The 20,702-nt window shown below is 66.4% G+C and carries 14 protein-coding genes and 1 pseudogene; 2 read left to right on the plus strand and 13 right to left on the minus strand.

The genetic code is table 11. The features are described 5' to 3' along the window. Window positions 1-43: 43 nt before the first annotated feature. From ACS5PJ_RS21370 to ACS5PJ_RS21430, 13 genes are all read right to left on the minus strand, one after another. Window positions 44-1,819 (minus strand): eCIS core domain-containing protein, encoded by a 1,776-nt coding sequence (locus tag ACS5PJ_RS21370; protein ID WP_439436859.1) that lies wholly within the window; start codon window positions 1,817-1,819, stop codon window positions 44-46. Further along, the gene (locus ACS5PJ_RS21375; protein WP_439436860.1) at window positions 1,816-2,616 is read right to left on the minus strand and encodes a hypothetical protein; all 801 of its coding nucleotides are present in this window, start codon (window positions 2,614-2,616) and stop codon (window positions 1,816-1,818) included. The genes ACS5PJ_RS21370 and ACS5PJ_RS21375 overlap by 4 nt, the downstream gene beginning before the upstream one ends. Beyond that, window positions 2,606-6,031, minus strand: coding sequence for an eCIS core domain-containing protein (locus ACS5PJ_RS21380; RefSeq protein ID WP_439436861.1), 3,426 nt, complete (start codon window positions 6,029-6,031; stop codon window positions 2,606-2,608). The genes ACS5PJ_RS21375 and ACS5PJ_RS21380 overlap by 11 nt, the downstream gene beginning before the upstream one ends. Beyond that, entirely contained in the window at window positions 6,028-6,258 is a 231-nt protein-coding gene (locus tag ACS5PJ_RS21385; protein WP_439436862.1) for a hypothetical protein, read from the minus strand. The genes ACS5PJ_RS21380 and ACS5PJ_RS21385 overlap by 4 nt, the downstream gene beginning before the upstream one ends. A gap of 71 nt (window positions 6,259-6,329) precedes the next feature. Further along, a complete protein-coding gene (locus ACS5PJ_RS21390) occupies window positions 6,330-8,405 on the minus strand; it encodes an ATP-binding protein (RefSeq protein ID WP_439436863.1) in 2,076 nt (691 codons plus the stop codon). Further along, the gene (locus ACS5PJ_RS21395) at window positions 8,402-9,691 is read right to left on the minus strand and encodes a Pvc16 family protein (RefSeq protein ID WP_439436864.1); all 1,290 of its coding nucleotides are present in this window, start codon (window positions 9,689-9,691) and stop codon (window positions 8,402-8,404) included. Before ACS5PJ_RS21395 ends, ACS5PJ_RS21390 begins: the two co-directional genes overlap by 4 nt. Further along, on the minus strand, window positions 9,688-10,485 hold the full coding sequence (locus tag ACS5PJ_RS21400) for a hypothetical protein (protein ID WP_439436865.1): 798 nt from the start codon (window positions 10,483-10,485) through the stop codon (window positions 9,688-9,690). Before ACS5PJ_RS21400 ends, ACS5PJ_RS21395 begins: the two co-directional genes overlap by 4 nt. After that, entirely contained in the window at window positions 10,482-11,060 is a 579-nt protein-coding gene (locus ACS5PJ_RS21405; RefSeq protein ID WP_439436866.1) for a hypothetical protein, read from the minus strand. Before ACS5PJ_RS21405 ends, ACS5PJ_RS21400 begins: the two co-directional genes overlap by 4 nt. Before the next feature lie 166 nt (window positions 11,061-11,226). Beyond that, entirely contained in the window at window positions 11,227-11,751 is a 525-nt protein-coding gene (locus ACS5PJ_RS21410) for a phage tail protein (protein WP_439436867.1), read from the minus strand. A gap of 9 nt (window positions 11,752-11,760) precedes the next feature. Then, window positions 11,761-13,740 (minus strand): phage tail sheath family protein, encoded by a 1,980-nt coding sequence (locus tag ACS5PJ_RS21415; RefSeq protein WP_439436868.1) that lies wholly within the window; start codon window positions 13,738-13,740, stop codon window positions 11,761-11,763. A 630-nt stretch (window positions 13,741-14,370) separates the two neighbouring features. Beyond that, window positions 14,371-15,729, minus strand: coding sequence for an FRG domain-containing protein (locus tag ACS5PJ_RS21420; protein WP_439436869.1), 1,359 nt, complete (start codon window positions 15,727-15,729; stop codon window positions 14,371-14,373). Between the two features lie 197 nt (window positions 15,730-15,926). Next, complete coding sequence (locus ACS5PJ_RS21425; protein WP_439436870.1) at window positions 15,927-16,136, minus strand: hypothetical protein; 210 nt, start codon at window positions 16,134-16,136, stop codon at window positions 15,927-15,929. Window positions 16,137-16,954: 818 nt separating this feature from the next. Next, complete coding sequence (locus ACS5PJ_RS21430) at window positions 16,955-18,283, minus strand: 3'-5' exonuclease (protein WP_439436871.1); 1,329 nt, start codon at window positions 18,281-18,283, stop codon at window positions 16,955-16,957. Window positions 18,284-18,779: 496 nt separating this feature from the next. On the opposite strand from ACS5PJ_RS21430, the gene ACS5PJ_RS21435 reads away from it, so the two are divergent. Together ACS5PJ_RS21435 and ACS5PJ_RS21440 are read left to right on the plus strand one after the other, a co-directional pair. Beyond that, a complete protein-coding gene (locus tag ACS5PJ_RS21435; protein ID WP_439436872.1) occupies window positions 18,780-19,814 on the plus strand; it encodes a DUF4192 domain-containing protein in 1,035 nt (344 codons plus the stop codon). 171 nt (window positions 19,815-19,985) lie between these two features. Beyond that, window positions 19,986-20,702, plus strand: a pseudogene (locus ACS5PJ_RS21440) (IS256 family transposase); the annotation flags it as partial.

Consider the following 20,702-nt stretch of genomic DNA (forward strand, 5'->3'; position numbering starts at 1 on the left):
ACGACCCGCTCGCGGAGCTCTCGCTCGCTGATCCCGGCGGTGTTCATCGCGTCCCCACGATCGGGTCAACGTTGGTGTCGAACCACGACTTGGTGTCGGGATCCTTGTCGTTCAGCTTCATGCCCTTGCCGCGCGAGTCCGGCTCGTAGTACCAGGCATACGTCTCGGCGAACCACTCCCCCGCGTCCCGGAACTGGTAGTCGGTCAGCTTGCGCTCGGGCCTTCGAGCCTGGTGCTCATAGCGCACCCAGATGGGCGTGTAGCTCTCCTGGTAGATGTGCGTGCCGAGGTGCGTACCGCCGTCCTCCCGGTACCACGGCATCTGCAGCCCCACGCCCACGGCCTCGAACGTCGGGTCGTCGGTGACGGCCGTCTTCACCGGCGCGGCGAGGCCAGCATACCAGGGCCGCGCCCGGACCCGGGCGACCTGCCCAGTGGTCGATCGGCTGGTCATGGAGGTGGCAATCTCGGCCACGACGTCCGCCTGCTGTGGTGCGGCCAGGCTGGCGATCCCGGACTTCGCGTCGGCGATCATGTCCGTCGCGGCTGCCGCATGGGTCGGGTAGGTATGCCAGCCCCCGCGTTCGGGCTTGCCCGGTTCGAGGCCGGTGCTCCAGCCGATGTTCTGGTCCACCGAGTGGCCCGTTTCGTGGCGGATCGTGTTCGCGTCGGCGGAGCCCTGCGCGTTGATGGCCAGCTCGCGTCGGCTCGCGCTGTACACCCCGGCGGTGATCAGGTTCCCGGCTGCGGGCTGGGTGAACTGGCCCAATCTCACAAGCTCACGGTTCGTCGCGGTGTGTGCCTCGGGGAGCTGGTCGAGCACGAGGTAGGTGCTTCGGAGCTGACCGGCGTCCCATCGGGAGGGGGTCCGGCCCGGCACGGAAGTAGGGCCGGTGGTCATGTTGAAACGGACCTTGGCCGCCATCATGAGGGTAACCAGGTCGAAGGTGTTCGCGACGACGGTGCGCAGCAGCTTCTGCTGGTCGGGGGTCAGACCACCGGCGGTGAGCGTCCTGATCCACGGGTGCAGGTAGAGGCTCAGGTGGCCCGCACTGGAGTTGGACACAAGGCGCGCCAGCCGTCCGACGCCGTTCAGCCGCATCAGGAACGCCTCCTGCTGATCCGACTTTAGGTTGACGAAGGTGTTGTAGACCCGGGTGACCTCGGTGTCGGTGACCGCCCAGTCGAACAGGCCGTAGCCGAGATCGGAGACGGCGGTCCCGGCGGCGCGCGCCGGACCGAGGGCCTGCACCACACGCTGGTAGCCGGGGCCGGACCGTGCCGCATCGGGCAGGTTGTCCAGCAGCCGGTTGAGGAATTTGTTCTCCAGCCGCGCCAGTCCTGCAGTGAGCTGGGCGTCGGGCAGCGCGTTGAGCAGAGCCAACGACTCCATCGCCTCGGAGTCGGTGACTGCCCAGTCAAGAACGCCGTACGACAGCAGATCCTGGATCTGGTCGATCGCGTCGAGCTGCACCACCGGGTCACCGGCCCGCGCCTGGGAGACAGCGTGGCCGACCTCGTGGGCCAGGACCCGGTCGGTGCTCGCTCCGGCGCCGATGAGGACGTGCTGGCCGGCCGTCAGCGCACGCGCGCCGAACGCCCGCGCCGTGTCGGCGGCGTACTCGTCACGGTGCACACGTACGTGGCTGAGGTCGTGGCCGGAGGCCGCGCCGAGGAAGGTACGGGCGGCCGCTGTCAGCGGCTCTCCCGCAGACGGCAGGCGGTCGACAACCTTGCGCGCGAGGAAACCGGACACGTGGCCACCGGCGACGTGGGCGTCCACGTCAACGGTCACAGGCCGCTCGCGCATGAGGGTCATCGATCCACCTCCTCGGAGCGCGTCGACAGCCCGGCTACCGCGAGCGGCAGCCACGGGTCGGCCTGGTCAGGCGTCAGGTTCAGGCCGACGTGTCGCGCCAGGACCAGGGCGGCGAGGGAGGGTACGTCGACACAGTCGTCGAGGCGGCGCAGGACCGCCTCCCCGGCGATGCGCTGGAGGTACTCGCGGTGGATCTCCTCGCACAGCCAGCGGGCATCGGCAGCGTCGGCCCGCGCAAGCGCGGCCAGCAGCGCGGTGCGCAGGGCGTGCGCACCCGTGGGCGCGCCGATCCGGGCGAGCCAGTGGCCGGGGTCCTCGTTCCCCAGCACTAGGTCCCGCGTGGCGTAGGCGAGCAGCTGTTCCTCGGTGGTGCAGACGACGGAGTCCTCGCCCAGGTAGCTCGCGCCGGGCGGGTCCTCCACCAGCCAGGCCAGATTGCGGACGACGTCGAGCGCACCCGCCGCGAGCCCGAGCTCCATGCCCTCCAGGCCGCGGCGTGAGTTGGCGAGCGACTGGTCCTCGTCCGTGCCGGGGCGTATCCGGAAGGCGACGGTCGTGAACAGCACGCTGCGCCGCCACAGGTCGCGAATCTCCTCGGGCGCCATCCCCGTCACGGCGCCGAGGAGGCCGAGGTCGCGCAGGTAGCCCGCGACGAGGACGGCCCCCACCGGGTCGTCCTCGTCGCGGTCCGGGGCGCCGTCGAGCTGCAGGCGGAGGAACCCCGTCAGCTCGGCGGCCCACGTGTGGTCCAGGCGCAGCTGGTCAGGGCGCTCGTCACGGAACTGGTCAGGGGACAAGGAGCACCTTCCTCGCCTTGTAGATCCAGTCCTGGATCACCATCGTGGCGCCGGCGGCGTCCTTGACGACTTCGGTGCTGTAGGCCCGGCCGCGCAGCCGGCCCTCATCGAGGGCTTTGGCCAGGGTGCCGGCCCACTTGCGACCCTCGGGTCCGCCCTCGCGGTAGAGGCGCTGGATGTTGGTAACGATCCAGTCGATCTCCATCTGTCCCTTGCGCAAGCCGGCCTCGCCGCCCTTGTGCTCGAGCACGTAGATCAGGTCGGTCTCCAGGGACGGTCCTTTGACCGCGATGCCCTCGATCCCCTCGGCTGCTTGCACGGCCACGTCGTCGAGCCCCTGCCCGTGCGAGCCCATCTTGAAGGGCGACTCGAACGCCGTGACCTTCAACCCGTCCTTGGCGGCCTGGGCCCGGCCGCCCAGGACGCCGATGTCGTGCGCGAGGTTGCGCCGGGCGAGCTTGACCAGCGGGTCGTCCAGCTTGGTGATCGCCTTCGTCGGGTCGGTAATGAACGCGAGCCAGGTGTTGAGGTCCTTGGCAGCCGTGCCCGCCTGGATCCGCTTGGTGTTGGCGATTGCCCCCAGGTCGTAGATCGCCGAGTCCAGCAGCTCACGGCGCTTGTAGAGGTACTCGCGCAGCAGGTTCTCGTCGTAGTCTCCGGTCTTCGCGACGCGTTTGAGCAGGGTCTCGAGCCGCTGTACCTGCCCGGCGGTGGCGTTCTCGGGGAAGCACGGCGAGGCGCACTTCTTGAGCACCTTGGCCGCCAGCGAGTTCTCTTTCAGGGCTCCCCGCAGGGCGTCGTTGCCCATCAGCAGCTTCTCGGTGTCCGGGCTCATCGGGCCGGTCGAGAGCGTCACGGCTTGCAGCTCGCGCGCTGCGGCCGCCTCGATCTCGCGCTCGGCCCCGGGCATCAAGGCCTTGGCGGCCGCCTTGTCGGTCATGCCGAGCTCCTTGAGCACGCCCTCCATCTCGCGCAACACCTTGGGGTTGTCGACCCGGCGCCCGGCCTTGATCTCGTCCAGTCCCCAGCCGAACAGCTTTGCCCCCGTCGACCCCGGCTCCAGTCCGGTGTACATCCGGTACACCCGGGCGGCCTCGGCTCCCTCGAGCCCGTAAGCCTTGACGACCTTGCTCGCGACGAAGGCCTCCTTGCCCAGCTTGAGCGTCTTGAAGATACCCGGCAGCGCGGCACCGAGGCCCACGATCGTACGCTCGGTCGTCGACAACGGATGCCCATGGAGGTCCCGCCCCGATAGGGCCTCGATGATCCCGACGGCGGCACCGACGAACGGGATGAACCCGACCACCACCTCCTCAGCGGTCTGCCAGGCCGGGATGTCGACCTCGTCCTCGAAGCTCTCGACGACCGGGTGCTCGACGGTGAGCTGGAGGGCGGCGAGCTGCTCCGGGTTATGCATGAGGTAGTCCGCCAAGTCGGTCGTGACGTCGGTCTTGAGGTAGGCCTCGGGCTCTCGGACCAGCCGCTCCATCGAGCTGTGCAAGAAGTCCGTGGCGATCTTGTCGCGCATCACCCGCTCCGCCGGGCTCGCGGTGATCAGCCAGCTCTTGGTGACGACCTCGCCGCTCGTCTCGGAGATGAACTCCTCGCTCGAGGACGCCGACGTGGTCGGGGTGACCGGCCAGATCCGCCGCTCGGCGAGCTTCAGCGCCTCACCGAACTTCTCCGAGCCGCGCTCGAGGGCCACATCGCGACGCTTCTGGGCTTCCGAGTCCATCTCCTTCTTGACCTGGAAGGCAACCTCGCCGCGGACGACGACCATGTACTCGCGGGTCCACACGTCGACCGGAGACGTGGTCGCGAGCTTGGGGTCCTTCTCGTGCTTGCTGAGCCACGCGACGAAACGGTTGTTGGTCTTCTCATAGGTTGCCCTCTCGGGCGCGGGCATGGTCGCTGTTCGCGCCATCTGACGGCGGGAGAAGGCCAGGAACTCCTGGGTCGGAGTGGGCTTGGTGAGCTGCTCGTAACGCGTCTGCGCGCGCGCCTTGGACTGCTGCCACAGCTGCTCGGGGTCGTCGTACTGGTCGAGGCGCTCGTCGACCTCGCGGTGGTAGAGGGAGACGGCCATGTCGAGCACCGGCATGCCGAAGTTCGTCCAGGGCACGTGGTCGCGGAACCGTTCGAGCTTGGTCTTGCGGGCCTGCTCCACCGGGTCGAGCGGCCGGCTCGCGCCCGGGGCCTTGGTCGGGTTCGACAACGTGCCGAGCGAGGTGTAGAGCGAGCCTCGGCGGACAGGCTCCAAGGTCACGCTCAGCTGGCTGAACCAGCGCGCGTCCACGTAGGCCTGCGCTATCTTGCCGGCCGCGGCCTCCAGGGTGAGGCCGGCGGCGTCGATGCGGGTGCCTAGGTCGAAGAGGCCGACCGCTCGGTCAACCACCTCCAGCTCGCGCACGTCGCGCGGGTCGGTAACGCTCTCGCCCGTAGGGCTCGTCACGGTGTTCGGGACCCCGCGCGAGGAGAGGAACGTCAGCCGCAGCACGTCACCCGGCATCACGTAGCCGCTGTCGGGCGACATCCGCAGCTGGATCAGGGCGTAGTACGACGCCTGGAGGTCGCCGGGCAGCTCCGCGCGCAGCGTCTGCCAGTCGTCTCCCATCTTCATGGCCTGCACGACCTCGTAGAGCTCGACGGGGTCCGACTTCTCCAGCGCAAGCAGGATCCCCAGCGCTGCAGCCGCGTCCTCGTCGGTCACGACCCAGTCGGTCAGGGTGCGCCCGAGCAGCTGGTGGATCCGCTGCCGGGCGGTGCCCTCGCCGGCTCCGCGTCCCGTGTTGGTCAGCGACCCGGCGACCCACGCGCCGAGGGCAGCCCCTGCGGCCAGTCCGACAATGGCGCCCAGAGGTCCCGCGAGGGCACCGACCAGACCACCGACCACTGCCCCCGCGAGACCGCCCAGCACTGCCCAAGCCGTGCTGAAGCCGACGCCGCCGTGCCGCTCCGCCGGGCGCACGACCCGCACGGACGGGTCGAAGACGTCGGTCGACGTCGCCCGGGCCTCGTTCTCGGCCCGCACCTCGGTGGTCAGGTCGTGACACCCACAGTCGTCGTCGCGCGCATCGCCCTGCTGCACCACGTGGGCCAGCTCGTGCGCCACCAGGGCCAGTCCTTCAGGGGTGTCGGTGCTGCCAGCGCGCGGTCCGAGGTAGACGTCGTGGCCGAGGGTCCACGCCAGCGGGACCTGCCCTCCAGGGGTCGCGGGCGGCAGGGCCGAGGGGTGCACGCGCACCGCACTGAAGTCGTGGTCGAACCGGCCCTGCATGAACGCTCGGACCCCTGTGCCGAGAGGTATGCCGGCACCCGCTGCCGAGGCACGGCGGACAGCCGGCACGGCTTGCGATCGCCCGAGACCCTCGGGGGCGAGCGTGCGGCGCTCGTGCGTCGGCCGTGGGCCGGTCATGACCGCACCGCCCGGTGGATGCTCTCGTAGACCCGTTGGGCCACACGGGCTGCGCCGTCGACGACCGACCCTCCCCGGAGGTCGATGGGGACCACCTGCCTGGGCGCTTCGTGGTCGTTGCGCGAGGTGGCGCGGTCCGGCCCGCCGGGGAGACCGTGCTCGGTCAGCAACCGGGCCAGCTCGCTCTCGAGCCCTGCGCGGAACCGCTCCCGATCGCTTGGCTCCAATGAAAGGCCGTCGAGGACGAGCCGCTCGATGCGCAGGTCGATCCGGGCCTCCGGCTGGGGGTGGGGGCGGATCATGCCGATCCCTCCGCAGGTTCGAGCCAGCGGAAGTCCGCCTCGTTGACGGGCTTTTCCAGCTTGCGCAGCTCGGCGCGCGCCGCGTCGAGCACCAACGGCATAGTGATTCGGCTGCCCATCGCCGCCGCGGCGAACGCCGCGTTGACGGCGACCGTGTGGATGCTCCCTCCGGTTAGGTCCAGGCGCGCCAGCCGGGCGACGTCCAGCTCGTCTGCCCTGGCCTGCTCGGGGAAGACGCGCGACCAGATCGCCGTACGTTGCGCCACCCCGGGGAAGGGGAAGGACACGATGAAGCGCAGTCGGCGGAGGAAAGCCGTGTCCATCGAGCTCTTCCGGTTGGTGGCCAGGATGGCCAGGCCACGGTAGCTCTCCAGCCGCTGGAGCAGGTAGTTGATCTCGATGTTGGCGTAGCGGTCGTGGCTGTCCTTGACCTCGCTGCGTTTGCCGAACAGGGCGTCTGCCTCGTCGAAGAACAGGATCGCTCCGCCGCCCTCGGCGGCGTCGAAGAGGCGGCGCAGGTTCTTCTCGGTCTCGCCGATGTACTTGTCGACGACGGCCGACAGGTCGATCCGGTAGAGCAGGAGGTCCAGCTTGCGGGCAAGTGCCTCCGCCGCCATGGTCTTGCCCGTGCCGCTCTCGCCGGCGAAGAGCACGCTGATGCCGAGACCGCGGTTCATCCGCTCCCGGAAGCCCATGCCGTCGTAGACTTCACCGCGATGCCAGACCTGGCCAGCGATCTGCTCCAGCTGTCGTTTCTCGGGGTCGGGCAACTGGAGGTCGTCCATCGTAGCCTTCGGGTCTAGGCGCTGGGCCAACTCGTCGAGGACCGGCCGCGAGTGCATGAGGCAGGCCCGCCAGAGTGCGGTCAGACGCTGCTCGCCCGTGACATCCGCCGTCTCGTGCGCGATGCGGCGGATGGTGGCCAGGTCAAGGTCGAACTGGCCGGTAAGGCGCGACGGCGCGACGTCGTCACCGGACGCGCCCAGCGCGTCCCGCCACGCCGACAGCTGCTCAGCTGGCATCGGGCGAGCCACGTCGACCGGGACGACCGCGGTGTCGGCGACGTCCGGCCATGCCTCACGCACGTCCAGCAGGGCCAAGCCTGGCCCCTCTCGCAGCCATCGGCGCACCGAGCCGGCGACCGACCCGCGGCGGTCGACGTCGTGTGCGTCTATGTGGAGGCCGAGGGGCGCGAGCAGCGTCTCGCGGTGCCACAGGCGGCTCAACGACTCCAGGTCGGCGACAGCCGGAGGCAGGTCCTCGGCGGACAGCGTGAACAGGTGCAGGTTGACGGCGCGGGCCACGTCGCCTGCCACCAGCCGCTTGCCTGCCCGGTCGGGGCCGATCAGCAGGATGGCCGGCGTCTGCGCGCCGGCGGCCGAGACCCGTCGCAGACCAGTAGCCACCTCGTCGACGACGGACTGTTGCGAAGGCGCGAGGTCGTCCGAGGAGGTCTCCGGCAGCGGGCGCAGGAGCGGGCGCAGGCGCTCATCGAGGTAGTGCAGACCCTTGACGAAGCCCACGATCCGGTCATCAGCTCGCAGCCTGCTGGAGGTCAGCGGCTCTGACCCGGTCCGGACCACGTCGACCAGCTGCCAATAGCGCAACGGGCGTTCGGGTGAGATTGCATCCCACGCCGGGTCGTCGAACACCGACATCGCCAATGCGAACGTCGGGTAATCCATCGCGGGCACGCGGTGGACCCGTGCGCACAGACCCGCGATGCGGGTGTCGAGCTCCATCGCGACCGAGAGCAGCAGCACATTGCGCTCGAAGGCCGTCATGCCCAGATGGCGCGCGAGCACGATCAACGGTGGTGAATCGTCTTTGTGCTCGGCCTCATCGAAGGGCTCCGGCAGCGCAGCCGGACCGGGTCGACCGATCGCCGCTTCGGGCGCCACAGCCCGCGAGGCCGGACGCCACCCGAAGCGCGCCCTGGGCTCTTGCGCTTTCGCGGTGGTCTCTCCCCCTGACTCCCGTCCCGCGGCCGCTTCGAGGCGCTTGCGCAGCCAGGCCACGGACCCGGTGAGGAACCGGTCGTTGACGGCGAACCAGGCATCGTACTCGGTCATGGCACCGACACCTGCTGGTCGGGGTCGAAGGTCGGCAGCGGCGGGTCGCCTGCGTAGGTCACGGGGATGCTGTCGACGCCGTCGACACGCAGCCGAGCGGGGTAGGTCCCCCCCGGCATGTCGGGTACCTCGAAAGTGATCGTCGTCGGGGTATCGGCGAACGTCGGCGAGGCGGGGTCGGGCTGAGTGAGCGAGGTCGGCGCGAGCTGGCGACCTGCTAGGAGCAGTGTGACTCGCTGCCCCGAGCGTACCCGCGGGGCGCAGGTGACCGTCAGGGTGCTGCCTGGAGCGGCCGGCCCGTCGGTGGCCTTCGGGCTCACCGTGATCAACGGCGCCAGGGCCACGGCCACGGCGTTGCTCACCACGACCGGGAGGTCGGGCGGCGTGAGCAACGCCGTCACGGAGACGAACCCTGGCGCCCACCGGCCGAGCGCGTCGGGGTCCTCGGCCAGCGGAAGTATCCGCAGTGACACCTGGTCAGCGGGCTCGTCGGGCATCGGTGGGCGGCGCTGCAGCTCGACGGGCGGCAGCGGGTCCGGGAGCAGGCTTGCGAGGCGGAAAACGGTCGACGGGTCCGTGAGCCGGGTGCCGTCGACGACGACCTCCTCACCCAGCCGCACCGCCGCCCGGCCGCGCGGCGGCACGAGTGCCCGCACTGCCGGGCCCGCACCACTGACGGCCGCCGGGCCACGGTCGTCCGGGCCGCGGGTAAGCACGGGTAGCGCGCTGCGGGTGGGCCGCCGGCTGTCGATGAGCACGACGCTTACGACGTACGCCGCCGACAAGCGGTACTGGGTGGCGAACCCGCTCCACAGTTTGGACAGGTCGTCGACCGACAGCGGCACCGGGCTGATCCGGATGCGCTCTACCTGGTCCTGGACATCGCTCCCGGGCAGGGCCGCCAGGATCGCGTCACCGTCGAGCAGCGGGTGGTCGTGAAGGACGCTCATAGCCGCTCCGAGCGCTCGATGGCTCGTCGCCGTGCTGTCAGTGTCCTCCGCGCCGTAGGCTGTCAGCAGGTAGTGCAGGTCCAGCGCGAGCGCGGGGAAGCCTGATTCCCCCGGCCGCACCGCCAAGGGTGAGTCGAGGTTACTCCAGCCGGCGTTGGTCGCCGTCCCGTAGAGGAAGAGGTTGAGCGAGGGGCCGTCGACGTTGGTGCGCGCTGCGTCGGGCGTCCGGGTAGTGACCTGCAGCCCGACCAGACCGGTGTCGAGCACCGGTACCGCGGTGTCGAGCAGGCCGCGCAGGGCCAAGGTGATCGCGGCCACCGACAGGGAGTTGCTCACGACCGGCTCCCCTGGTTGCGTTGCTCCAGGTAGTCGTCAAGGCTCTGCGTCCTGCGCTCGCGCCGCGAGGTCCGCGCCGGTGCGGGATCGGGGACGGCACGGATCTCGAGTCGGCCAATCGACACCCGCACGACAGGTTCTGCGGGACGGGGCAGGTCAGGCGTCGCGCGGGGCTGCTCCGGGCGCGGCACCAAGACCTCGCGACGGGTGACGACGACCGGCGGACCGCCCTGATGGCGGTCCGCCTGATTCGCCGGCCCCTCGGGTGCCGGCACGACGAGCTCGGTGGCGAGGTGTCGCAGTGCCGGACCTTCGTCAGGCGGGCGCACCGCGCGGCGCGGCCAGAGAGGCGCGCCGTCCTCCGGCGACCGCAGGCGTTCGTGCTCACGCGGGATGTCCGGAGCCGCGGGTCGTGGCCGCGACGCCCCCCTGTTGTCGCCGTCCTGGTCGCCCGACTTGCGCGGCTTGCCTGCCTCAACCAGCACCTGCCGCTCGACGCGGACCACCTCATGCCGGTGCTGGACCGGCTCCTCATCGCCACGGGAAAGAGCCGACCTGTCGGGCCACGGCCCGGCGCCGGCCACTGGTGGAGCCGCATAGCCGGGCCGTGCCGGTCGAAACGGCGCCACCACTTCGACGTCGGCGGCGGGCTCCAGGGCGTCGCCAGCGGGCGCCGCCTCGAACATCGTCGGGAGCCGGGGCACCAAGCTTCTGGCGGTCCCGCTCTCGCGCGCGATGAGCGAGTCGAACAAGGCGCCGGGCGAGTCGTCGTGGTGATCGATGCGATCGCTCATCCGGCCACCAGCCCCAGATACGCCGCCCGGCGACGAGGCGTCATCGCCAGGATGTCACGCTCCCGCCAGCCGTAGGCGCGAGCCAGGGTGTGCACCTGGCGCAGCGTGCGGCGCGCCCAGGCGTTCACCTCTGCCCAGACGAACCCCACGACGTCGAGCACCTCGGCCCACCGGTGCCCGCACTCCGCGCAGTCCAGGACCAGCTCGATCGAGGCCCCGGGGTCCCGCTTGGAGATCTCCTCGGCGACCGCTGCCGGCACCCGGCCCGCAGACGGCACCACCGACGGCCCCGTGACCCGTACGACACAGCGGTCGAACAGCCTCGCGCCGGCCTCTCGTACTGGTTCCTCCTCAAGCACAGCGAGGACGTCCGCACTGGTCGGCGGCCGGACCAAGACGGCGTACCCGTCTACGACCACCTCGGCGGGGCCCGGACCGCCTTGGGTCTCGGGGAGCGACCTGAGCAGGCCCGACACACCGAACACGATGTCCAGCTCCGCGCCGCACGCAGGGCATGAGCCGATCGCCTGCACGTGGTCGCCGAAGAGGTCTCTGCGCAGACGCAACAGGGCCACGTCGCGCTCGCCGAGCGACAGCTCCGCCAGCTGGGCGGTGCTCATACCGGGGTGCACGGCCCCGAGCAGGCAAAGGGCCCGACGCGTGTGCGATGCGGCGACGCCCTCTTCCCAGGCATCGAGCAGCCCGTCCACTGTAGGTGCCCCCATGATCACAGATGTCCGATCAGGCGGGCTCGGCGAAGCTGGGCTCCGCCGGTTCAGGCACATCGTAGTCGCGTTCCCAGCCCTCGTTCTCGAGCTTGAGGTGCTGGATCGCGACGGCGTTGGCGTTGGCGTCGAGGTCGGGGAGCGACTGATACTCCGAGACCCAGCAACGGAACAGCTTGTAGGCGATCGCGAGCTGTCCGGCCTCGTTGTACACCTCGAGGGTGATGTCCTTGCGGAAGTCCTTGAGCGACACCTCCGCCCCCAGGCCGGACCCGAAGTTCCACACCTTGTTCGCCCACTGTTCGAAGTCCCGGTCGTGGGTTACTCCGCGCTCGATGGTGATCGCGTCATACTCCGTGCGGCCCGGCGACTTCCGACTCGTCGACGGGTCGCCGCCCTCGCGGTGCTTGACGACCTCCGTTGTCCGCTTGAGGCCGCCGACCTTGCTGATGCCAGCGACGTATCGGCCCTCCCACTTCACCCGGAACTTGAAGTTCTTGTAGGGGTCGAAGCGCTGCGCGTTGACACTGAACTGAGCCATTTCGTCCTCCTACGCTTGGATCTGTCCGGCCAGCTGCTGGATCGTGATGACGACGAACTCCGCAGGCTTGAGCGGGGCGAAGCCGACCAGGATGTTGACGATGCCCAGATCGATGTCGTTCTGTGTCGTGGTGTCCTTGTCGCAGCGGACGAAGTAGGCGTCCTGCGGTGTGCTGCCCTGAAACGCGCCTTGACGGAACAGGTTGTGCATGAACGACCCGAGGTTGAGCCGGATCTGCGCCCAAAGCGGCTCGTCGTTCGGCTCGAACACTACCCAGTGAGTCCCGCGATAGAGACTCTCCTCAATGAACAGGGCCGTCCGCCGCACGGGCACGTACTTCCACTCCGACGCGAGCCGGTCGTCGCCCCGCATGGTGCGGGCACCCCAGACGACGCGTCCCGCGGCGGGCATGGCCCGGAGGCAGTTGACGCCGAGCGGGTTGAGTTCGCCGTTCTCGGCGTCGGTGAGCGGTACATTCAGCTCCGGCACGCCGACCAGTGTTGCCGCTATCCCGGCCGGCGCCTTCCAGACGCCTCGTTCGGTGTCGGTGCGGGCCATCACGCCCGCCACGGCGCCGCATGGGACGAAGCTGTCCATCTGGCCCCCGCGCAGCGGATCGGGCTGGCGCAGCCGGGGGAAGTACAGAGCGGCGTTCTTGCTCGTCAGCCCCAACTTCGCCACACCCGCTTTGGCCGCGTCCTTGTCAACCCACGTCGACTGTGGGTCGACGAGCAGCATGGCCCGACGCTGCTCGCAGTACGCCGCGGAGGCTTCCACCACCGCCTGGTCGACGTTACCGTCCTTAAGGTACGGCGGCACGCACAGGAGGTTGAACAGGTCGACTTTGCTCAGGGCGTAGAGCCCCTCCTTCGCCTGCTCCTTGCCGGAACCGATGAAGTCGTTGTCCCCCAGAAGGCCGCCGTCGGACGCCATCCCGCCGACCTCTACCTTGGCGTTGGTGGCCGGCTCGTGGTCTCCCCACACGTCCCTCTGTCCGCTCGCGAGGTCCGCCGAGGCGGCGGGCCGCGTCGGCGGCAGGTCCGCGGGGTCGGTGACCCGGATCAGCCGCGACTCGTTCGCTAGCACTTTATCGACGCGACGTACATGACCGGAGGTCACTGAGAGGTTGCGATGGTTCTCGACCGTGCCGGTGAGGCCGTCCCGCACCGACAGGTTGAACAGGTCGACGGCATCGCCCGCGACATCATGATCGACGCGCGCTCGCAAGTTGTTGCCCCAGGCGCCAGGGCTGACGGCCACCAGCGGGATGCCCACGTTGAGGGTCGCACGGTCCTTTGGGGTCGCTCCGGCTGCGGCACTGTCAGCAGCCGCTTTCACGCTGGCCTCGGAGACCGTGCTCGCCGCTTCGGCGGCGTCGGCCACGGCCTTGGCGGCCGACTTGTCTGGGTCGGTGGTGTACGTGTCGGCCTTCGCCCGGCATGCCGCCGCCGCAGCCGCAGCGTCGGGGCCTTTCGCCTCGGCCGCAGTGTCCTTCGCGGCCGGCGAGCCGTCCTTGGCGGCGTCGTCTGCGGCCTTCTTCACGTCGGCGGGGGTGGGCGTCGCTGCCGCGGCCACCTCGGCGGCCTTTGCGACGTGCTCGGCGGCACTTTTCTCGTGCGCTGTCTTGTAGCTGTCGGCCTTGGTGCGCGCGGCGGTCGCCGTGGTCGCTGCGTCTCCCCCCGTGGCCGCGGTCGCCGTGGCCTGAGCCGCGGCGACCGCTTCGTCACGCTCCTTGTCCGAGGCGTACTCGGCGTGGTGCAGGCGGACGATGACCGCGCGACTGCCACCGTTGCGGTAGAAGTCGCGAACGGCGTACCCGAGCGTGCTGTTCAGAGACATGCCTCCAAAAAGGCGCTCGAAATCACCGAAGCTGTTGATCGTGATCGGCTCGTTCGTCGGGCCGCGGTCGGCCCTGCCTACGAAAGCTGCGATCGACGTCGCGACCCCGGTGATGGTGTGCACCCCGCTGCTGGCCTCGGTGACGTACACCCCTGGATAACTCGTAGTGACAGGCACTGCCCCTCCTCGATGGATGCCTCATCTCGGGTGACCGAGACCCCGCCATATCGCTCAAACCACAGATATGGGGCCAACCTACCGACGCAGCGTTACTGCAGCGTTACTGAAGAACAGGACGGGCTTGACCCCGTCACTCCTAGGCTTCACGAGAGCCGACACTGCCACGTTCCTCGTGCCCTGCGTACCGAACTTGGTCTTCCGGCATTTGGGCTCTCCTACGGCAGGTCCCAGAGGTGACAACTGGCCATGGCTGGAATCTCGCCCACCTTATGAGTTGTATATTCAGAAGTATTCACGGCCCGGCACCTACGTTCTTTTCCGCAGCTGAGTAAGTTGAGGATGGCGAGTTCCACGGCTCGATTAGCGCTTCGCTCCCGGCGTCGCCACCGACCTCGCGACCCAGACGGCACTGCAGACTCAGGCAGTGGGCGTCAGCACGAGTGGCGGGCGTCTGGTCTACGACAGAGCCCGTGCGTTACTGCCCCGGACGACGAACATCGTGCGCCGACTGGTGCCGCTCGTCTCGTCAACATGAACGGGCCGCCGGCCTCGACCGCCGGCATCTCCTCAGTCGCGCGCAGCAAGGCCTGGTGCACTAGCCTACAATGCACTTTTGCTCCCGACCGGCTGATCGTTATTGGGAGGAAACACCCGACTGCACAGGTCATCTCCGAGCTGGTCGACAGTTGGAAGCAGCGCCCTTTTTGTGAGACGTGGGAAGTCTGGTGACCAGAACGATCCTCTGTCGATCAGCTTGATTTTGGCGATTAGCCGACTCGAGAAGTCATTCCGCCCGGGATCGAGCATCCAATCGCCGTCAAAAGGATAGCGACACACGAGGACACCTTCCTGCAGATGAGGTCGGACAGCCCGTGGCGGACATACCGCATTCAACCGCACCGTCACAAGACCATTAGAGCGTTCGACCGCATCGTTGTCCGGAAGGGCCATCAAATCACTCTGTAGCCTGTCAACACCGGTGATGTACAAAAACCCGGATTTTTCCGCTGATGGATTCGATATCTTGTGTTCTCCGGAATTAAAGTCCTCGGGTTCCCCGAATGCGAATGTTGCGGCAACCCGGAGCGAGGTGCTGAAGTCAAGCATGGGCGTCGGCCACAGTTCGTAGTGCTGGATGACTGCCCACCGGGCGAACCTGCTGTCGCGAATATGTCGCCATCGTGGAAGCCCCTTTTCGAACAGGACCTCCCTGACCTTCTCCTCGATGCCTTCGAGTTTATTCCAGTACCACGCCCGGTTAGCATCCATAGTCCCGGCGACCGCCCATCGTGCATCCGGAGGGCAGGTCGGCCTTTGCAATGTCGGCAGTAATTGCGGGTAATCCTCTCTCTGTCCTCGGAACAGGAGCGTCAAGTTCTTATTCATGACGGCCAGGAAACTGACAATATCGGCAAGATCTTCATAGCGTTCGACAGCCTGACTCGGTGCTTCCTGCAGGCTCGTCCTCCCAGAATCGCATTTTGTGGCGCTGAGATTGTCCCAGTCTTCTGGCCTTAATCCCTCGACTTCTTTCCATTTCCGCCACGCTCCCAGCCCATATACACCATGAATTTCCTTCAGGCGGGTCGGGCTGACGTCGGCCGCCACCATTTCGTTAGCCCAAGCCAACAGCTTCCATGATGAGTCGACGGACGAGCGAACGAAAATACGATGGTTTTCATACTTCTTACCGTCCAATTCGACGAGACAATCCACCGCTGCGCGGTGGTGCCCCAGAACATTCACCGATGTCACCTTGGTTGAGCGATGGGAACCCGTTCCAGCGAGAGTGACGTTATCCAGGAATGTTTCGCGTGTTTCATTGGCTCCGCTGGCTCGACTTATAGCAAATGCCGGTGCTAGGAGTGCCTCAAAAAAGCGCCTATCCCTAGCGTCCTCTTTGATCCCGATTAGTCGATTCAGGTCACCCAATTTTCTAATTTCGGCTTCTCTGTCCATGACTACAGAGTGGCACTGCAGGCGCTTCACTCGCTAGGCAATCTCGGCCACTTCCGCGCGATGAAACTGAAGTTAGTGGTTCCCGCCCTGGCTCATCCAAGACTGCAAATCCCGGTAAACCTGCGCCGGCTTGATCCCGAAACAACGCGCACGTGAAAGGGACCTGGGGTTGCTCGGTCGCGTGCACCGTGAAATGGTTAGCTTCGGATTTGGGACCCGCAGATGATTGCTTGCCAGACGGCGTCGGCGACCGCCGGGTGCGTGATGTCGCTGTGGGAACCAGACGGCCCCGAACCATTGGCGATCACGGACGTCGCGTCGAGGTTGACGACGTCACCCGCTTTGAGCCGTAGGTCGGAGCCGCCGTCCTGGAGGGCTTCGGCGTGAGCGCGGGGTCCACACACCATCACTCCGAGGCGGTTCCGGAACCATGTCGGCAATCCCCAGTCGTTGCAGCTGTACGAGCACTGCCCACACAATTTTGCCCCGTGCGGGGAGGAGTTCATGCCTCTGACGTTTCGGACAGCGTTAGCAAGCCACGGCTTGGCCAGTCCCCCAAAAGCATCTGCAACGAGAAGGTACCACCTGTCGCAAGCACTGCAGAGCGGTGGCAGGAATCCCGGAAGTCATGCGGCAAAGATCTCATTGATGCATGAACCTCATGTAGACGGAAAACCCAGGAGCGAAGCCCGCAAGAGCGGCAACAAAAAGCAGACTTAAGTGTGGACAGTGTCCACACCCCCTTTGACCGGACAAAACGCCACCGGCCGCCATGCCCGGGCCCCAGGGAGCCCCTAAAGGACGGAAAACCTGGAATTAAACTCTGCTTGGTCATGTCGTCAGCAGGATTCCCAGCCATGAATGAGTGATGGCCCACAAGGGGCACAAGGACAGGGCAGAGAAGAGGACGGATAACCCCATCCCAGCAAGCGGAGGGCCCACCAGCCAGGACCCTGAGCCCGCCACCCACACAAGTGAATAGGCCATCGCGGCGGCCCGGCCACAGCCCGCGCACCTAGCGTCAGAGGGACGCCACAAGCTATGTCCACACATTAAAGCAAAAACCCCTCTGACGAGGGGTTTTGCCTGCCCGAGGTGGGACTCGAACTGTCTCCCAGGCCTTGCAAACACTGCGAACTCCCGAAAACATGCGGGATCCGAAGCGGTCCGACGGCTCTAAAGCCTGATCCACTGCTAAAAGTGTGGACAATGTCCACAGGCCTATTTAGTTCAGTTCGGGGCACTTCGAACGGTTGTGGCCAGGTGTCCGGCAATGTCCACACTTGCGGGTCTTCGCGGCCTGTGTTGATGAATCTGTTTCCTGTCCTGCGGGAACATAGGTTTGCGTCACGGTCGCCTGCAGATCATCAAAATAGCCTGGGGCGGCCAGAGCATCTGCTGTTCGCTTAAGCTCGGTGAGCTCGCCGACTGTCAATACTTGGTCTGCGAACGCGGCTTCGCGCATCAGCTCCAAGAACCGTTCATTGAGGCCCCGAACCTGTTCTGCCCCCATGCCGCCCCTCCCGGCGACTTTGGCCAGGGCTTTAGCCTCATCACCGACAATCTTGCCGTCTTCCAGGGCAACGGCAAGCGCTTCAAGATATTCGGCGGCCGCGGCGTCACTGACATCGCCTGCACTGATGGGCAGGCGCGACATCACGGAGTGCATCCAACCGTCGGTGCCCTTTCTCAAAGAAGCGGCACGTGTCATCGGGTTTACTGCACCCAGGCGGTAAGGATCAAAAAGACCACGCGCTGGATCGTGCCCGAACCCAATCACCGGCTCATACCGGTCAAGCATCAGGGGAAGCAACGCCGCTGTCGCCCTAACGTCTCCCAGGGCAGCGTGAGCATCAACCAGGGGTATTCCTGCGTGCTGGGCGAGAGTGCCCAGCTTGTGATTCGGGGTATCGAAGGTTTGCTGCCCCAGCCATAGCGAACAAAGGGCCGGCAGCGGCGGTGTTGTCACTCCGGCGCGAGCAAACTCGGCCGCGATGAAGCGGTCTTCGAAGACTGCGTTATGCGCGACGATGACGGCGCCGTCCAAGCGCGCTAAAACATCCGCTACAACATCGGAAAATAGCGGGGCCTTCCGCACAGCTTCGTTGCTGATTCCGTGGACAAAAACGGCGCCCGTATCGCGTCCTTCCGGATTCAGAAGTGTCGCATATTCGTCTTCGATGCGCCCGTTCTTATCCACGCGAGCAATTGCCAATTCGATGACACGATCGCCTTTGCCTGGTGAAAACCCCGTTGTTTCGACATCGATAACGGCAAAGGAACCGTCATGTATATAGCTACTTCCTGATGAGGGCCCGCCGTAGCTGAAGAGCTCACCTACACGGCCAGGCTCAGCAAAACGCATGGAAGTGCGCTGTGCAGGGGCCGGTTCTTGGACCGCGCGGGGCCGCGTATAAATCGGCGGTTTACGCACCTCAGCCTTCGGAGCCTTGCCCTGCGAGGAGGGTAGAACTTTCGGCGTCCGCCACTTCTTTCTGCGAGCTAGCCACCAGAAAACGACAGCTACAAATAACAGACCAAATAGAGCTTCCATGGGCATTCCTTCTTCACGGCAAGAGCCCGATATTATCACCGGCCTTCCCGCGGAAATGTAACGCAGGCTTTGTATGTCCAGTGCCCTAGAATCAGTGCTTCATTCCCCTATGGTCAACACCGCTGCCTACACAAGGTGGCCGAGATACGCACCGGCGGCAGGACGAAGGGCAGTAGATTCGCCGAAAGTCATGCGGCTTGTTTCGTTTACGCCGATGAACGGGAAGAAGTTCAATCGCTGCTTGTCATTCTGATATGTCCCATAATCGCTGGGCGGGTCCTCCGCGCAACCAGGGCGCTACCGCACCGACCCCGGAAACAAAAACTTCCCAGAGTGGAGCGGATGGCTCCGCGACGAAGTTTTCGCCCCCGGCGCCGGTCCCCCAAGTTGCACTCCGGCCCCTCAACCCAGCGGGTGGTCCCCTACCAGAACGACGCCCACAACCAACAACCGCAGAAACACGGCAAAACAATAGGGTGAACGGAAATCCGGGATCATGGAAAAGCTCACGATCACAACACCATCAGATGTACTTAGCTTCATCGGGCACACCCTGGGCTTCTGGCCGCAGGAAAGCCTGGTCTGCATCACCATGAACGAGAACAGCATCGGCGCGACCCTGCGCATCGACCTCCCCCGCCAACCCGGCCAGGAACTCCCCTACGCACGCACCGTCGCCCACTACCTCACCAGTGACACCACCGCCACATCCATCCTCTTCGCCGTCTACACCAGCGAAACCACCCAGCACGGACAGGCCAAACCCCAGGCCGGCACCATCGCCGCGCTCACCGGGGTCCTCGCCCAACAGGGCATCACCATCCGCGAAGGACTCTTCGTCGGAGACGAAACCTTCTCCCCCTACGACGGCGAACCCGGCACCAGCCTCGCCCTGCCCATCAATTCCACCCAGACAAGCGCCATCAACGCCGAATTCATCTACCGCGGCAGCTTCGTCGAACCTACCGACCGGATCACTCTCCCAACCACCGTTCAGGAAGCAGCCAAAGCGACGGCCGTCGAACACCACATGGACACCATCGCCTCCCAACCGACCGACACCGCGGTGCAGCAAGGCCGGAAACTCTGGGCAGACATGCTCGACGCCAAGACCTTCCCCAGCGACGACGACTGCCACGCCCTGGTTGCTAACCTGCAGTTCCCTGCCATCCGCGACCGGCTCATCGCCGACATCCCAGGAGTGGACGAACCCATGCAACAGATCCTGTTCGCCCAAACCGAGACCGCGCCGAAGTGGTCACGGATCGAGTGGGCACAACAACTGCTCCTGCACGCCTACACCCGCACCAGCCCCGAACACGCAGCACCCGTCCTTACAACCATTGGCTACATCAACTGGTGGGAAGGCAGAGGCAGCAAAGCACACCAATTCCTCCAACTCGCACTCGACACCGACCCCGCCTACCGCCTAGCCCGCCTCAGCGACCAAATGATCGGCTCAGGCATAGTCGCCGGCTGGAACATGAACAAAGACACCGCCTACAAAACCCTGCCCTTCGACCTGCCTTGAAGCACGGGACTGTCTGAATAACGGTGTGTGGGGTCCGGCCTGATCCGAAAGGAGACGGCCGTGTCAGAGTCCACGACCGAGATGGCAGGGGTGATGATCGATCCTGTGACGGGAGAGATTATCGATCAGAAGGAGCTTGCGGAACGGTTGCTCGCGCAGGACAAGGAATAGGGCGTGAGCCTGGTAGGCCCGGCCGGGCTGCTGAACCAGCTCACGAAGAACGTGCTGGAGACCGCGCTGGAAGCGGAATTGACCGAGCACCTGGGCCACGAGCATCGCCAGACGCCGATCGGCGCCAACATGCGCAACGGCACCAGGCCCAAGACCGTGCTGACCGAGATCGGCCCGGTCGAGATTGAGGTGCCCCGGGATCGTGAGGGATCATTCGAGCCGGTGATTGTGCCCAAGCGGAAACGGCGTCTGGACGGGATCGTCCAGATCGTCCTCTCGCTGTCCGCCCGGGGGCTGACCACCGGGGAAATCGCCGCGCACTTCGAGGAGGTCTACGGGGCTAAGGTCTCCAAAGACACCATCAGCCGCATTACGGAGAAGGTCGCCGGGGAACTCGCCGAATGGTCGGCCCGGCCCTTGGATCCGATCTATCCGGTGCTCTTCGTGGACGCGATCGTGGTCAAGGTCCGTGACGGGCAGGTGCGCAATACCCCGTTCTACGTCGTCATGGGCGTCACCGTGAACGGGGAGCGGGAGATTCTGGGCATCTGGGCCGGCGACGGTGGCGAGGGTGCCCGCTTCTGGCTGCAGGTATTCTCCGAGCTGAAGAACCGGGGCGTGGAAGATGTGTTGATCGCGGTCTGCGACGGGCTCAAGGGCCTGCCGGAGGCGATCACGACCACGTGGGAGCGAACGGTCGTGCAGCAGTGCATCGTT

Source organism: Pseudarthrobacter cremeus (genome assembly GCF_051857465.1).
In the GTDB taxonomy this organism is placed as follows: Bacteria; Actinomycetota; Actinomycetes; order Actinomycetales; family Micrococcaceae; genus Arthrobacter.